The organism is Neobacillus endophyticus, assembly GCF_013248975.1.
Classification (GTDB): domain Bacteria; phylum Bacillota; class Bacilli; order Bacillales; family Cytobacillaceae; genus Neobacillus; species Neobacillus endophyticus.
Map to the genome: position 1 here is coordinate 3,338,050 of NZ_JABRWH010000001.1, position 13,714 is coordinate 3,351,763.

Annotated in this window: 19 protein-coding genes; 14 read left to right on the plus strand and 5 right to left on the minus strand. The window is 36.4% G+C overall.

Going from position 1 to position 13,714, the window contains the following annotated elements; translation table 11 throughout:
• Positions 1 to 3 precede the first annotated feature (3 nt).
• The 3 genes from HPT25_RS16465 to HPT25_RS16475 all read left to right on the plus strand — a co-directional run bounded on the left by HPT25_RS16465 (position 4) and on the right by HPT25_RS16475 (position 1,730).
• A complete protein-coding gene (locus HPT25_RS16465) occupies positions 4 to 921 on the plus strand; it encodes an HD-GYP domain-containing protein (protein WP_173066428.1) in 918 nt (305 codons plus the stop codon).
• A gap of 34 nt (positions 922 to 955) precedes the next feature.
• Positions 956 to 1,249 carry a hypothetical protein gene (locus tag HPT25_RS16470; RefSeq protein WP_173066431.1) on the plus strand — a complete coding sequence of 98 codons (294 nt, stop codon included), beginning with the start codon at positions 956 to 958 and terminating at the stop codon, positions 1,247 to 1,249.
• Positions 1,250 to 1,547: 298 nt separating this feature from the next.
• Positions 1,548 to 1,730: a hypothetical protein gene (locus tag HPT25_RS16475; protein WP_173066434.1), complete on the plus strand. Its 183-nt coding sequence runs from the start codon at positions 1,548 to 1,550 to the stop codon at positions 1,728 to 1,730.
• 260 nt (positions 1,731 to 1,990) lie between these two features.
• Here HPT25_RS16475 and HPT25_RS29375 read toward each other — a convergent pair whose 3' ends face one another.
• A complete protein-coding gene (locus tag HPT25_RS29375) occupies positions 1,991 to 2,206 on the minus strand; it encodes a spore germination protein (RefSeq protein ID WP_173066437.1) in 216 nt (71 codons plus the stop codon).
• A 203-nt stretch (positions 2,207 to 2,409) separates the two neighbouring features.
• Here HPT25_RS29375 and HPT25_RS16485 point away from each other — a divergent pair, with 203 nt between their 5' ends.
• The 4 genes from HPT25_RS16485 (at position 2,410) to HPT25_RS16500 (ending at position 3,654) form a co-directional block, all read left to right on the plus strand.
• Positions 2,410 to 2,652 (plus strand): spore germination protein, encoded by a 243-nt coding sequence (locus tag HPT25_RS16485; RefSeq protein ID WP_173066440.1) that lies wholly within the window; start codon positions 2,410 to 2,412, stop codon positions 2,650 to 2,652.
• A gap of 13 nt (positions 2,653 to 2,665) precedes the next feature.
• A complete protein-coding gene (locus HPT25_RS16490) occupies positions 2,666 to 2,908 on the plus strand; it encodes a spore germination protein (RefSeq protein WP_173066443.1) in 243 nt (80 codons plus the stop codon).
• A gap of 179 nt (positions 2,909 to 3,087) precedes the next feature.
• The gene (locus HPT25_RS16495; protein WP_173066446.1) at positions 3,088 to 3,225 is read left to right on the plus strand and encodes a hypothetical protein; all 138 of its coding nucleotides are present in this window, start codon (positions 3,088 to 3,090) and stop codon (positions 3,223 to 3,225) included.
• 9 nt (positions 3,226 to 3,234) lie between these two features.
• Positions 3,235 to 3,654 carry a hypothetical protein gene (locus HPT25_RS16500; RefSeq protein ID WP_173066449.1) on the plus strand — a complete coding sequence of 140 codons (420 nt, stop codon included), beginning with the start codon at positions 3,235 to 3,237 and terminating at the stop codon, positions 3,652 to 3,654.
• A 299-nt stretch (positions 3,655 to 3,953) separates the two neighbouring features.
• Here HPT25_RS16500 and HPT25_RS16505 read toward each other — a convergent pair whose 3' ends face one another.
• Positions 3,954 to 4,571 (minus strand): lysozyme family protein, encoded by a 618-nt coding sequence (locus tag HPT25_RS16505; protein WP_173066452.1) that lies wholly within the window; start codon positions 4,569 to 4,571, stop codon positions 3,954 to 3,956.
• Positions 4,572 to 5,210: 639 nt separating this feature from the next.
• On the opposite strand from HPT25_RS16505, the gene HPT25_RS16510 reads away from it, so the two are divergent.
• A complete protein-coding gene (locus HPT25_RS16510; RefSeq protein ID WP_246277203.1) occupies positions 5,211 to 6,071 on the plus strand; it encodes a polysaccharide deacetylase family protein in 861 nt (286 codons plus the stop codon).
• Positions 6,072 to 6,171: 100 nt separating this feature from the next.
• On the opposite strand, the gene HPT25_RS28365 is transcribed toward HPT25_RS16510, so the two are convergent.
• On the minus strand, positions 6,172 to 6,612 hold the full coding sequence (locus tag HPT25_RS28365; protein ID WP_217269731.1) for a hypothetical protein: 441 nt from the start codon (positions 6,610 to 6,612) through the stop codon (positions 6,172 to 6,174).
• Positions 6,613 to 6,722: 110 nt separating this feature from the next.
• On the opposite strand from HPT25_RS28365, the gene HPT25_RS16520 reads away from it, so the two are divergent.
• From HPT25_RS16520 to HPT25_RS16540, 5 genes are all read left to right on the plus strand, one after another.
• Positions 6,723 to 7,181 carry a hypothetical protein gene (locus tag HPT25_RS16520; protein WP_217269732.1) on the plus strand — a complete coding sequence of 153 codons (459 nt, stop codon included), beginning with the start codon at positions 6,723 to 6,725 and terminating at the stop codon, positions 7,179 to 7,181.
• A gap of 248 nt (positions 7,182 to 7,429) precedes the next feature.
• Positions 7,430 to 8,356, plus strand: a complete 927-nt coding sequence (locus HPT25_RS16525) for a PhzF family protein (protein ID WP_173066458.1) — start codon at positions 7,430 to 7,432, stop codon at positions 8,354 to 8,356.
• A 442-nt stretch (positions 8,357 to 8,798) separates the two neighbouring features.
• Positions 8,799 to 9,506 carry an SDR family NAD(P)-dependent oxidoreductase gene (locus HPT25_RS16530; RefSeq protein ID WP_173066461.1) on the plus strand — a complete coding sequence of 236 codons (708 nt, stop codon included), beginning with the start codon at positions 8,799 to 8,801 and terminating at the stop codon, positions 9,504 to 9,506.
• 154 nt (positions 9,507 to 9,660) lie between these two features.
• On the plus strand, positions 9,661 to 9,924 hold the full coding sequence (locus HPT25_RS16535; protein ID WP_173066463.1) for a hypothetical protein: 264 nt from the start codon (positions 9,661 to 9,663) through the stop codon (positions 9,922 to 9,924).
• Positions 9,925 to 10,247: 323 nt separating this feature from the next.
• Complete coding sequence (locus tag HPT25_RS16540) at positions 10,248 to 10,691, plus strand: hypothetical protein (protein WP_173066466.1); 444 nt, start codon at positions 10,248 to 10,250, stop codon at positions 10,689 to 10,691.
• A 970-nt stretch (positions 10,692 to 11,661) separates the two neighbouring features.
• On the opposite strand, the gene HPT25_RS16545 is transcribed toward HPT25_RS16540, so the two are convergent.
• Positions 11,662 to 12,549 (minus strand): TetR/AcrR family transcriptional regulator, encoded by an 888-nt coding sequence (locus HPT25_RS16545; RefSeq protein ID WP_173066469.1) that lies wholly within the window; start codon positions 12,547 to 12,549, stop codon positions 11,662 to 11,664.
• Between the two features lie 128 nt (positions 12,550 to 12,677).
• On the opposite strand from HPT25_RS16545, the gene HPT25_RS16550 reads away from it, so the two are divergent.
• On the plus strand, positions 12,678 to 13,250 hold the full coding sequence (locus HPT25_RS16550; RefSeq protein ID WP_173066472.1) for a hydrolase: 573 nt from the start codon (positions 12,678 to 12,680) through the stop codon (positions 13,248 to 13,250).
• A gap of 189 nt (positions 13,251 to 13,439) precedes the next feature.
• On the opposite strand, the gene HPT25_RS28370 is transcribed toward HPT25_RS16550, so the two are convergent.
• A complete protein-coding gene (locus tag HPT25_RS28370; RefSeq protein WP_217269733.1) occupies positions 13,440 to 13,703 on the minus strand; it encodes a hypothetical protein in 264 nt (87 codons plus the stop codon).
• Positions 13,704 to 13,714 lie beyond the last annotated feature (11 nt).

A 13,714-nucleotide genomic window follows, 5' to 3' on the forward strand; every position in this document is an offset into this window, starting at 1 on the left:
GGGATGATACATCGTCATAATAATATCCGACTTATTAAAAGCGGTGGATTTCTAAAACAAAGCATTTCAAAAGGTTCAGCCCTTAGTTTATTGCTACAGAAAGAAGGATTGGAAATAATTCATCATCATGTAAAAGATGGTGGACATTGGGTCGTTGGCCCTGTGGAGGGCTGGGATGGACTGGAGTTTGTCTATCTTTTAAGCGGGTCACTTTCATGGATGGAAGGGTACGAGAGAAAAATAGCCTATAAAGGTGACCATTTAATTATGGATCCAATCTTAGAAGACACATTATTTACATCACACGGTGATACCAGCTTTCTATATATTTCATCTTCTTCACAGCCTGTTTTTGATCTTTATGATTCTAAGGTGAAAGAGTTTATGGATTTAGCTATTGCAGTGGAAGAAAAAGATGGTTACACGGCTGAGCATTGTCATAGAATTATGGAACTCTCAATCAAGGTAGGAGAAAAATTAGCCCTTTCATCAGAGGAACTATATCTTTTGCATATTGGCTCTTTTTTACATGATGTCGGTAAAATTAAAATTCCTGACTCCATTTTAAATAAGCCAGGAAAATTGACCCCTAAAGAGTATGAAATGATGAAAAAACATACTGTATTCGGGTCGGATTTACTGATTAATTCAGGTATTACTGAATTAAAAAAAGCTGCTTATATTGTTGAACAACACCACGAACGATTAAATGGCAGTGGTTACCCTTTTGGGTTAAAAAACAATGAAATTTCATTATCTTCTGCTATTGTTGGAGTTGTCGATTCTTTTGATGCCATGACAAGTGTGCGTGTATACAGTAAAGGACGGTCTCGAGAAGAGGCGCTGGAGGAAATTAAACGGGAAAGCGGAAAGCTATTCCACCCTGATGTTGTCGATGCATTTCTGTTAACAATGTCTTAGTTCATATATACATATCAACCTGGGGGAGAAAAAAATGAAAAAACGACTTTTAACTTTTATTGCTGCAGCTTTCATATTTGCATTGGCTACACCGTTACATTCATTTGCAGCATATGATAGCAGCTCTGATTCAACTATTAATGTAAATGTTTTAAATAGTAATACACAGCCAGCAGTAAACACTGGTGAAACAACCTTTCAATTACAAGAAGGTGTACATCAAACCCTTACCGGCATGACTGGTACTGATCTAGATCATTCCTATATTTGGGTTAATGTAAATGGACAAAATATTTTAGCGATTGATCCAATTAAACCTTCATTTTAATTTTAAATAAAGGAAGAAGTGTCACATGGGCACTTCTTTTCTTATAAATCATTTTTTCGAAAAATTCCGTCAAACAGGAATAATGTGATTGTTAATAACTGGAAAGTGGGTGGGATAAAGCATAAAAGAGTATTGAAAAATAGGACATGTGTTTCGAATGCTGAATAAAATTGATTCGAATAGCTTGCTTAGGCTTACCAACCAGTCATCAGAACAATGAAAAAGGACCAATAGTCAATAATAGTCCGGCTTTCATTTGCCTACAGTATTTATGCTTCTAAGAAGGAGGTATGCTTTAATGAAGAAAATTTCAGCTAAATTAGAGTGGTTTATTACCACCAGAAGAGAAGATGACTTTAAGGTTGAAAGTAACTTTGAACAATTAACAGAGGATGAATTAAATTTTCTTAAAGAACAATTGATTCAATATAGAAAACTTAAGAACAAATTCAACGATATAAAAGTAAGGATCAATCAATAGATGGGCATTGTTTAGGGTTTGAGAATAAGCATAAGTGATCTTAATAATTCCAGATAATCGAAAAGAGTGCTGAAGTTCAAGCTGCCATACATGGCAGCTTTATTAATTTAACAAACAAGTAAATAGTTGGAATTTCAATATAATGCAATGTTAAAGATCTTTGTTAATATAAAAAGTTAAACAGCGCCTCATATAAAAAGGTTTCTCCAAGTTTAACTATTAGTTGAAGAATGAAAAACAAATAAAAATACGAAGATATCTTAAGAATCTTGTGATGTGTTTTTATTTGAAATTTTTATTTTCCCACCATTAATATTTGCGAATGAGCTTATGCAGCCGTCACCAAAATTAAAATTGCCTCCAATTATGGAACTATTGGCAGTATGACTGTTTTGATAGGTAGGACCAAAATTAATATTTGCATTATTAGTTAAGGAATGTACCTTAAATTGAAATATGTTGATCTGGAATGACATGATTCATCACCATCCTTACTCTAGTTTATTTTGAAAAAAGGCTTGTGTTTGTCCACTTGCCTATATTAGCTGTTCGACGGTTAAGAACATGTTCTCAAATAACCCCTCTTGTTTATCGTTCTTTATCAGGATAAGTTTTAATAACGGATAGGCGTTTGCTTGCATAGTATGGGAGAGATATCAATAAAAAAGGATGTGACAGGATGCAGACTGTAATAAACATTTTCACCCTTAAAATTAACAGTGTATCAAACAACGGATCTGTCAACATCGGTGAAGCCCTTCATAATGCCCATACTGCTAATACTAAATCTCAAGGACAAAATACTGCCTATGGAGATTTTGCACCGCCAACTGCTGCGATGGAAAACGTATTTATTGACCCGGATTTCAATGATATGGGAGATATTGCAAATCCATCAACTGTCTATAGTAATCCAAGATAAAGGAATGAAAAAAATGCCTTTTCAGATTAATGTTTTTAATATCAAGACAAATGCTGTCAATAATAATGCTAACATCTCATTGGGACCTGCCGTGCAAAATAGCCATACCGCTAACCAAAAATGGATCGGAGTCAACATGGCACTAGGAGACTTTTCACCAGCCAGTTCATGTTCCTTTAATGGGTACTTTGATACAGATATTAGTGACCAAGACCAAATTGCCAACCCATCATTGCCAATGTCATCCCAATTTTAGCTCAATGAAACATGCCTATGGATAACGTTTGGATTGCATTAATGTCGAAGTTGACCTAGCTTAAGAGCAGTACATCACAAGAAATTCCTCAAAATATTTATAGGTAAAAAGCGAGATCGACGAACAATCATCATGTGGCCGTCGATTTTTTTTGCATGTTTTTTTCAAGGAGAAATAAGATGAAACATGAAGACTATAAATGGGGTGGATTCATGAAGGAGGGACCATATAAAAAACGGCTGATCCGGAATGGTGTTTTCATACGATCCATACCTTTTATGGTTACTATTATCCTCGAACAATCCACCTTTGAATAGAGGATGCATATGCGCTTTCTTTTTCGCTATTTCATCACTAGAAAAAAATTCACCCAGAAAATTTCGGAATTAGAAAAAAAAATCTCTTTCCTTGAAGCTTCTTTAACGAAGGAGAAGACAGCAAATGAAAATCAAGTAAATTCGAAACCCCTTATTCAGGAATCAACTCCGAATATTATTATTGAACATATACATGTCGATCAAATCGTAATTGAACATGTGGATTACGCTAATAATTTTGGACAATTAGGTATAAAGGATTTATCTGGAAAATTAAATATTGGCACAACCTATGAAGGTGATTTAACGAAATTACTGGACGAAAAAATTGCGGAAAAGCTTGGAAAGCAGGCTAAAGTAAATCTTAGGGCTAAAAAGGAAAATGAAAGAGAGTCACCAAATAAAGGGGATGGTGATGAAAACAGCTGAAACCCTTCTTACCTGTGAGAATACGTAATTTAAAGGTTTCATATTTAAGTAAAGAACGTCAACTCTGGGGTGCGGCGTTTTTATTTTTCTTACACATCACAATATAAAACGCTATGTCATGTTATGGCCCCTTTAGAATGATCGGAAACAAGACAATAACATAGCGTTTTTTTTTCGAATAAGATGCGAACCTAAAGATAAAGTTAAGGAAACGTACAACCTATGTTTTGATTTCGCAAGATTTTTTGTTCATTGCTTTTAATCGGAAAAAATGAAATAACCACGGCACTTTTTACAGTTTAATTATAACCTTCATTTAATGAAGTGATATTTTTATTGACCTTTTCACTATAAGCGTAATCACCATAACAATATGGATATCTTGAATTAAAAAAACTTTTTTTACAATTATAAATACTCGGGTGCTTTTTAACTTGTAAAAGTGAGAATTCTTTTGCTAACTTCTCGTTATGTTTTCCTCCATGTGCCGCAACGTAATTAATATAACCAATTCCCATATTATAAGCTTGAATGATCGTGGCAAAATCTACTTGTTTTTCCTGTCCGTACGTAAGAATGTGCCGGAAATGCTTAACTCCTATTTGGATACTTTCTTTCGGATCTTTAATCGAATTCGGTGGCAATCCTATTGATTCAGATGATTGCATGGGGTCTCCACCTTTCCCTTTGCTTTCTTGCTGCATTAAAGCAATGATAACGGGAGTGTACTTTTCGAGATGGTATTTTCCTAATTCATTATGAATCTCCGGAGAGTATTTTTTTACATTTATAAATGGATCACGTTGAAAATAAGGAATGTCATTTTCCCAGTAACAATAAGTGATTATTAATAGTGCTGAAAATAGCATAAGAAAGACGAAGTTGAATGGAATCTTATTCGGTTTGCGTTTAATCATTTTTATTTATTTTACTCCTAATATTCATTCTTTTATTTAAGGAAAGTGAATAGTTTTTTTATGACAAAGAATTGGATCCTAACTCTAAAATCCAGGAAATAAGAATACCAATCTAGTAGTCATAATCTTCAATTGTATACAGCTTGAAGAATATGTAGATGGTTCCCTTGAATAAATTTATCCCACTTTTCTCGTTGTTTCAACCGGAAGATTGTATAGAGCGATCGAAAATTCATTCGGCCTACTAGTTTTTGAAGACTAACAGTAATTATACTCCCTAAGCAGTATCAAATAACAGCCGTAGGAATGATTTTATTGTATGTAAATTTATGAAACGGAAGAATTTAATATGGTAAAATGAATCGATGTTTTCAATTACTTATTGAATTGAAAGGCTATGTTAAAGAACATTGTTGATATTTAAATTCTGTTGATTTCCTCTCCAGGCGCGCCCGCGAACCGCTCGTGCCTGAAGCGGAAATCAACAGCCAAATTTAACAGCGCCTATTCAAAATAAAATCCGTAAGAGAAAAGTGATAATCTAAAATTAGCTTTTTTAAGGGGGGAGTAAGGGTTCATAACAGAAAGAATGATTTCAACAACTATACAGGTATTAGACTTACAAGAATAGGTGATTTTATGAATAGACGTATGCTGAAAGTGTTGTTAACTTGTATGATCTTAAGCTTGGCTGCACTCTTTGGCTGTTCAGCGAAGAAGGAGAGTACAAGTGATCAGCAAGTAGAGCAGAAAAAGACAAGTAAAAATAATGGCCAAGGAACCCCTGAACGAGTAGCACAGAAAGATTGGAATGAAGCAGATCACAGATTACCTAACGAACAGCATAAACAGCAAATACAAAACCTTTCTCAACAGTTTCCAGCAGTTGTAATCTATAAGGGATCTTCCAGCCTGAAACGAGTGGCACTGACCTTCGACGACGGGCCGGATAATTACTATACACCAAAGATTCTCGACATTTTGAAGGCAAAAGGAGTAAAGGCAACATTTTTTATGGTGGGTAAAGAAGCCAAACGTTTCCCTGACATAGTAAAGCGAATTGCTGACGAAGGGAATGCACTTGGAAATCACTCTTGGGATCACCCGAAACTATGGACGCTTAATAACCAACAGATTACCCAGGAAATCGTTTCTACACAAAACGAGATTCAACAGATTACAGGGCAAAGAACCACCTTATTTCGACCGCCCTATGGCCGAGTAACTCCAGCAGACATAACACTCATACACAATCTCGGCTATCGAGTTATCGACTGGTCTGTTGACACACTAGATTGGAAAGGAACGTCAGCTCCTAATATTCTCCAGATTGTTAACAAAGAAGTTTCGCCTGGTGGAATCATTCTTGAGCACAGTTTAGCCAGCCATCCTGGGGAACTGAATGGGACAGTGCAAGCCCTGCCACAAATCATCGATCATTTACGAGCACAGGGTTACGAGTTTGTAACAGTTCCAGAGCTGCTTGGTGAATCTGCATAACCCTTTTAAATTGGCATCCTGTGGACTTTCACAACTCTTCTGGTGGATATGTTATCAAGATATTAAGAAAAAGGATGTCTTTTGACATCCTTTTTGAGCATTATCTGTTTCTTTTTTTGTAAAATAAATACATGATACCGAACAACAAAACGACTCCAATAAAATACACCAGTAAGAAATTCGTAGGGTCATATTCTCCATTGGTAGCATATTTACCATTATATTTAGCTTTAATAAAAGAATCTTTGCTTTCTTCAATGGCGATGGCTTCATTTATTGCTATACCTTTGATTTCATAATATTCCGTTCCTTTTGGAAATTTATTAGAAAAATTCCCTCTATAAGTGCCTTCTAGGTCTGAATACTTTGTTACCTCTCCAATTTTTCTACCGATTTTATTAGCTTCGATATGTGTTTCTGTAACAACATAGCTATTATCCTTGTAGACAACAAAATCATATGCCCATTTTGCATAAGTTGTTGTGATAAAGAATGTGCAGCCTATCAGAAATACGAAAATTAGGCTTATGATCTTTCTCAACAGAATTCCCCCATATAAAATAGACGAATTCAACTTACAAATTGTTGCACCGTTTTTCTATTATTTTATAAATCTCCAGTCAATAAACAAACTTGATCAAGCTTTGTCGTGTGCTGGATGGAAAACGGGGAATTCGTTTTTTTTATGAAATTGAAACAATTGAAGGGTTTAAGGGCAAAACAGCTGAGTATTTTGGATATTCCTACGGATTTATTAAGCGTATTCACGAAAAAGAAGGATATAGAATGACAGATATACAACAGTTCCCTGAAGATTTTCTATGTGCTCCTTATCATCTTTGGCAACATGATGGGGAAGCAGTGGTCGATGTGAAATATGGAAATTGGTGCAAGCTAATTCAAAAAAGATATCCAACAGTAATAAATGGTTATGGAAAACATATTTATTTTCATGGTAATGATGGTGCTGATTATTATTTTATTTTCTTTACATTAACAAATGGAACTGACGTAGAAATTGCTCAATTTCGGAAAATAGGCGATGAAAAATGGAAACAGGTGATGATGAAACCCGAAGAAGAATGTTTAACTGAAAAAGGGCCTCGTTAGGATGTTTTTTTTGTGTTTAATACTGAGATGATTAATATATACATGATTAAAAATTGGACCTTATCAAATTGATACTAGGTTGATGTTACTTAATTTTCTGAATACTGTGTTAAAATAAAAAAAGACAAGTAACGAGGAGGAGTACATATGAGAAATGTCGTAGTTTTAAAAGGTGGGAGGGAATAGGTAGAGCCTGTTGTCAGGCTTTACGTTTAAAGGACATCACTAAACCAGGTTGGAGGGAATCAATGAAAACATTAAAATATTCGTTAGTCGATGTATTTACCACAACACCCTTTGGAGGGAATCAATTAGCTGTTTTTCATGAAAATACAACATTAAAAACCGAAACCATGCAAATGATCGCCAGAGAACTTAACCTTTCCGAAACCGTATTTATCCGACCACCAAGTGACCCTAAAAAAGAAAAAAATTTACGAATATTTACTCCAAAAGTAGAACTGCCAATGGCTGGACATCCGACAATCGGAGCGGCATACGTTTTGGCTGATAAAGGAATTTTAGGAACAAAAGAAGGTTCAAATGAATGGATTTTAGAAGAGGGAGTTGGGGATGTTCCTGTAACCGTTTATAAAGAGAATTCTCATATTTTAAAAGTTGAAATGAAGCAACCATTACCTGTTTTTGGTGAAAAATATTTAAATACTGAGAATGCTGCCAAATTGTTGTCTTTATCCATTGAAGACATAGATACGACCCTTCCAATTCAGACTGTTTCAACTGGAGTACCATTTTTGTATATTCCAGTCCGATCACTCTCAGCGATAAAAAATATCAGTTTTCGTACTGATGTTTGGGAGGAGTATTTTAGCAATAACCCAAGTACAAAACATATTTTCACCTTCACTATGGAAACAGAGGAAGCGACCTCTACCGTTCACAGCAGAATGTTTGCACCTGCAATGGGGATTTCAGAAGATCCTGCCACTGGGGGTGCAAGCGGACCTTTAGGAGCCTATCTAGTTGAGTATGGTGTTATATCACCTATTGAAAATGAGACGTATTTCCTTAGAAGTGAACAGGGAATAGAAATGGGGAGACCTAGTTTTATTGACATATCCATAGTGAAAGGCGGAAATGAATTTAAGGAAGTAAAAATCGGAGGCAATTGTGTAATCATCGGCTCTGGAGAACTACGTCTAAACCAAAAATAGTTAAAATTAATTTTTTAGAGAAGAGATATCAACTAGCGGACTTTAAACGATCCATTGAGGAACTTGTTAATGCAAATGAAACGGGTAAAAAATGGCAGCGACAAATGTTAATTTCTTATGTGGAAAGAAAGTTCATCGTTAGTTGATATAAATATAAATGAAGAGTATCCAATAAAAATTCTGGATACTCTTTTTATTTTGAGAATTAGTAATCATGCTTCCTTCTCTTGCAACAGCAAGAAAATATCGCAAAACTCTAATTTCCATAAAATACTCCTCCTTTATAATGTTTTAGTATATCTATTTCAGAAATGCCTCTCATGCATATCTTGATATAAGATATAGGTATTTGTTATGTGAAAATCGCACAGCTAGAATAAAAACAAAGGCTGAAAACAACAGTTAGATGCTCTCAATTATAGACGAGAAATGGAGGATTTAAATGTCACAGGATAAACAAGTTGCGCTTGTCACAGGCGGAAATCGGGGTATTGGAAATGAACTGGTCAAGCAATTGGCGATGAAAGGATTTAAGGTGATTCTCGCAAGCCGGGTTCTTGAGAAGGGTCAGGAAGCTGCGCAGAAATTAAAGGAGTTAGATCTGGATGTTATATGTGTAGAGATGGATGTGGCCAATCAAGAAAGCATTAGTCAAGCTGCAATTTCAGTAAATGAGCAGTATGGAAGATTAGACGTTTTGATTAATAATGCTGGCGTGTATTTGGAGGAGAATAAAAAGTTAGTGGCAATGGACCCTTCTATTCTTGAAAAAACAATGGCAACCAATTTCTTTGGTGTGTACCATGTTATCCGTTCCTTTATTCCTCTTATGGAAAAACGAGGCTATGGGCGAATTATTAATGTTTCCTCAGAATATGGAGCGATGAGCGATATGTCATATCCAGGAGTAGGAGCTTATAAGTTGTCTAAATTTGCCCTAAACGGAATGACGCGACTGATTGCTGCAGAGATCAAAGGTGATATCAAAATAAATGCGGTCGACCCAGGGTGGGTAAGCTCAGATATGGGCGGACCATCTGCTCCAAGAACGCCTAAGCAAGCAGCTGAGTCGATTCTGTGGTTAGCGACGATTGGACCTGAAGGACCTTCTGGAGGTTTTTTTAAAGATGGAAATCAAATTCCTTGGTAAAGGTAAATATTTAAAAGCTAGTCAAGAAATTCCTTTCTGGTGCAATCTAGTTTAGTGTTTTAATATAAATATCATATCGCCATCCTAGTAGGTGCGTTTTTTTATGGAAAATTATTTATTTTCCCGCATAAACTGTATCGGGAGGCGATGTTAATTGAAAAATAATGATTATTACCGTAAACAAACGAAAAAGACTTTATGGGACGAAGAGTTAGATAGCGAAGAAACACTTATTGATAAGCTTTACAAAGCAAACGTAAATAACATCACACCATATTTCGATCCGAATTTTTCATTAAATGATGACAAAGGTAAAAAGTATAAATGTTACCGTTGTGGAAATGAATATGAGAATAATGAAACCGAAATATATAAAGGTCATTTGTATTGTACAGAGTGCCAAGATTTATGCGATTAAGACTGATAATCAGGCTTAGTCGTATATTTTTTTTGTCTCAATTAGAACATCAATTCGTATTTAATGAAGATAAGGTTGACGAAGTTGATATGATACAAGATCGCAAGAAAGTGAAGCAGCAGTTTGTCTTCGAAATGACAGAATGATTAAAGGTGCTGTGCCTTGAGCTCTAGAATGAATGCTGTTAAGATCTTTTTTTGTTCATTTAAGAGGTGTTTTGTTGATTAGGATGGTTTTAGAGTGATTAAAAATAAAATTTGTCCAAGAACTCTAAAAATACCTGAATAAATTGTTAGTAAATGCTAAGATGTGAGGTGATTATTATGTTAGATAGCAGGAATGAACCTGATTGGACAAATCAAAGATATCAAAGGGAACGAAGTGCTCGTAATTGTGACTGTAATGAAATAAACCAACCAAATGAAGGATGTTGTTCCAGATCACGATTAAGAGACGAAGGCATTAAAAGAACAAACATTCCGAGAGTATACTTTGCAGATGCGGACCTGGAGTGTGGAGGAGACTGTGTTGGTCATGACAATGAAATAATTTATGAATGGAGTATTTATCCAGAAGAGCCAGGTTCAAATGTATATATTATAGGATCTTCAAGAAAAGTAGGAAACGATAGAGTTGAAGTAGGAGGAACTGGCAGTTTTTTTCTAAGAGTAAGAGTTACGTTTCGTTGTAGATTATATGACTTTGAGCTCCCAGTATTTCGATATGTAGATTGCATTAGAGAAGCTGCAGTACATTTCAACCAGTAAAACAAAATAAGTTAATATTTGAGTGACAGAAATGTCACTCTTTTAATATGAGAATTATTTAATTAGATTTCTATTAAAAGAATAAGGTAAGAGAATATGCAGTCTTATTGTTCGTGAATAACAATAGTAATTGAAAAATAGAAAAGAGGGAATTGAGAACATCGAACAATACTTGCTGTTAGAACCATTGGTGAGGTTTGGTAGCAATATGTTGGTAACTTGGTTGTTAAATAAAAACAATTTTAACAGATAAAACAGAAAAAACATTGCTATGTAAGGGTTTTGAAGCGTCCTGGAGAGAATTAGAACCTCCGACCTACAGTTTAAGAAAAGTATGAATAAGGAAATTATGACATATCATTTTTTTGAAAGTATTGTTTTATCAGGGTTTTAAGTAAATTAAATTAAACTATGTCAATTAATTTTATTTGGTATTGCCGAGTTATTCGGCAAATTTTCGGCAAAAAAAATGGATGCAACAACCATGAGTTTTACAATTGTAAAGCTTTTTAGTGTAAACCTGTATCCTCTAAAGCAGAACTCAGAGGTAAGTTTGTCCATACGATCATTAGATGGAGAAAGTATTATTCATTATCGTATTGTCTCTTTCTTTCAAATCAATGGAGAAGAAAATGTACATTGTTATGTGTTAACACCTGTAGGTGATATCACAAATCTTGCTATCTATCAAAGTAGACATTTTTCAAGGGATAGTTATACTAGTGAAATGAAGAATTTTTTAAATATGAGCATTATAAACCTGTGCTCATTTCTCCTAACAGGCTCAAAACGAGCAACTAACGGGCATTACATTTAGATGTCAATAGGAAAGACTGACCCTCGGCTTAACCTGTTAGGGTACTGATCTCAAACAATAGAGCGGCGATCGGCGCCTCAAAGTGCATAACTGTCGCTCTGAACCTGTACCAACAATTTCGTTAATTTCCCTCAGTTTTGACTACAGACCTTTCTAAATATCCGAAAGAATAATATTCTTCAACTGAATGACCAGACTTTTAAGTTCCTTCTCTCTTTCCAAATAGTATAGCGAAGCTTGTAGCAACGGGAGATTCGGTTCCGCTTTTCTAACCTCCGTCTGGACAAAATGGCAAAGTTCTTTCAGCTCCGAACGATGTTCGGCGCCAGATGGAAGAACGTTAAGGGCCGAATCCATCTCACGGAACAGCACGTTAAATATCTGCACCTTCTCCCTTTGGCGGTCCTCGAGCCCCCAGCTTAAATACCTCTCAAACGAAGCTTGTTTCAGCAGAGGCTTCTGATCAGAAGTCATCATATGCTTTACGAGAACATTAAGCTTGTCCAAAATGAACTTTGCTGTTTCCTCGAGCGATAGCGACTTTTCCTCATAAACAATCCAAAATAGGTACTCCTTTAGAATCGCACGATAGATGGAAACCAAATCCCATAGGCACGGATGGATTTCCTCGCCGTACACATGCAGCAAGCACTCTCTATGCCATCGGATGAGCCGCCCCCTAAACTTGTGTCTAAGCGGTTGAAACTTGGGATCCTGTTGAATGGGGAGCTCTGTAAATTCAACAAGGATATGCTTGTACTCTATAAAATAACGAAATCGCAGAATGATCTGCTGCAGAAACTGCTCCTCTGGCGATAGTCCTGGAAGGCGCGTCAGCTCATCGACTTGATCAAAATAGGCATTAAGGCATTGATTAAACACTTCGCTGAATATGTCTTCCTTGGAAGGGAAATATTTATAGACGGATCCTTTGGCAATGCCGCAATCCTCAGCAATATCCTGTATCGTCGTTGAAAGAAACCCCCGTTCCTTAAATAGCTTCGACGCAGATTTCAAAACCTCTTCCTTTGTCACGCTCATATACAAAATCTCCCCACTTGACTACTTATGAATTACAGTACAAAATATAGAACATAAAGTCAAATGACCTTTCGTTTAATATTTAGAACTAAAGGTCAAATCTAAAAAAACGAGGAGGACAAACGAAAATGGAAAAATTGTTGCATCCACTAAAAACAGCATTGGTTGTCATTGATTTGCAAAAATGGCTAGGAAATCAATACGCCCCTTATACCGCCGAGCAGGTGGTATCTAACGCTGCCGCATTGGCAGATGCTTTCCGTGAGCACAGCTCGATGGTTGCCCTGGTCCGGGTATCTAGCAAGGATCTGAAGGATATCCCGAGACCGCAGTTGGATTCTCCTGCGCCTCCACTGAATCTCTCCGAGGGATGGGATGAAATAGTCCCTGAAATGAGAGTAGCCGAAACGGATCATGTCATCACCAAAAAACAATGGGGAGCATTTTACGGAACGGAGCTAGACCTGCAACTGCGCCGTCGTGGGATCGACACCATCGTCTTATGCGGCATTGCTACCGGTCTTGGTGTGGATACGACCGCGCGAGAAGCGTTTATGCATGGGTATCAGCTTATATTCGCTATCGATGCCATGACCGGATTTTCTCAAGCTGAGCACGATCATGTCAAAAATTATATCTTTCCACGCATTGGGCGCACTCGCACAACGAAGGAAATCCTCTCTGCCCTTACGGAAGATTGAACCTAATATGATGTGCCCTTGGAATTATCACTAGATTCCACGGGCCGTTTCTTTATTTAAAGACTGTCTCTAGGACAAAAAGAGGTCAGATTCTGAATTATTTGATGCCGTTGGTTTCAAAAGGATTGAGCATACTTACTGAGACAAATACGGCGGCGACTACTATTGATAAGGACAAAACCCATTCTGTTAGAATGGGTTTAAATTTTGATCTTCAACTAAATGGCCATATTCTGGAGTAAAGAAGGATTTATTAAGGAGTGTATTGAAATCTAAGTTAATCCTGAAAAGGCCAGGATTGAAAAATATCTCAACAACTTCGCGGGAACTCTCACCGTCCAACAGGCCGCACGTTATCCTGTGCGCCTTGCGCTCCTCAACAAGAACGGTCCGACGGGCACTTTCTCGAGCGTGAACGGCCCAATCCCGTGGTGAGCCAATCATTTCATTCAAAGAAAGGAATA

Excerpts from the sequence above, each read along its gene's own strand:
- HPT25_RS16465 (WP_173066428.1), top strand. The coding sequence starts at position 4 with ATGATACATCGTCATAATAATATCCGACTTATTAAAAGCGGTGGATTT.
- HPT25_RS16470 (WP_173066431.1), top strand. The coding sequence starts at position 956 with ATGAAAAAACGACTTTTAACTTTTATTGCTGCAGCTTTCATATTTGCA.
- HPT25_RS16475 (WP_173066434.1), top strand. The coding sequence starts at position 1,548 with ATGAAGAAAATTTCAGCTAAATTAGAGTGGTTTATTACCACCAGAAGA.
- HPT25_RS29375 (WP_173066437.1), bottom strand. The coding sequence starts at position 2,206 with ATGTCATTCCAGATCAACATATTTCAATTTAAGGTACATTCCTTAACT.
- HPT25_RS16485 (WP_173066440.1), top strand. The coding sequence starts at position 2,410 with ATGCAGACTGTAATAAACATTTTCACCCTTAAAATTAACAGTGTATCA.
- HPT25_RS16490 (WP_173066443.1), top strand. The coding sequence starts at position 2,666 with ATGCCTTTTCAGATTAATGTTTTTAATATCAAGACAAATGCTGTCAAT.
- HPT25_RS16495 (WP_173066446.1), top strand. The coding sequence starts at position 3,088 with ATGAAACATGAAGACTATAAATGGGGTGGATTCATGAAGGAGGGACCA.
- HPT25_RS16500 (WP_173066449.1), top strand. The coding sequence starts at position 3,235 with ATGCGCTTTCTTTTTCGCTATTTCATCACTAGAAAAAAATTCACCCAG.
- HPT25_RS16505 (WP_173066452.1), bottom strand. The coding sequence starts at position 4,571 with ATGATTAAACGCAAACCGAATAAGATTCCATTCAACTTCGTCTTTCTT.
- HPT25_RS16510 (WP_246277203.1), top strand. The coding sequence starts at position 5,211 with ATGAATAGACGTATGCTGAAAGTGTTGTTAACTTGTATGATCTTAAGC.
- HPT25_RS16525 (WP_173066458.1), top strand. The coding sequence starts at position 7,430 with ATGAAAACATTAAAATATTCGTTAGTCGATGTATTTACCACAACACCC.
- HPT25_RS16530 (WP_173066461.1), top strand. The coding sequence starts at position 8,799 with ATGTCACAGGATAAACAAGTTGCGCTTGTCACAGGCGGAAATCGGGGT.
- HPT25_RS16540 (WP_173066466.1), top strand. The coding sequence starts at position 10,248 with ATGTTAGATAGCAGGAATGAACCTGATTGGACAAATCAAAGATATCAA.
- HPT25_RS16545 (WP_173066469.1), bottom strand. The coding sequence starts at position 12,549 with ATGAGCGTGACAAAGGAAGAGGTTTTGAAATCTGCGTCGAAGCTATTT.
- HPT25_RS16550 (WP_173066472.1), top strand. The coding sequence starts at position 12,678 with ATGGAAAAATTGTTGCATCCACTAAAAACAGCATTGGTTGTCATTGAT.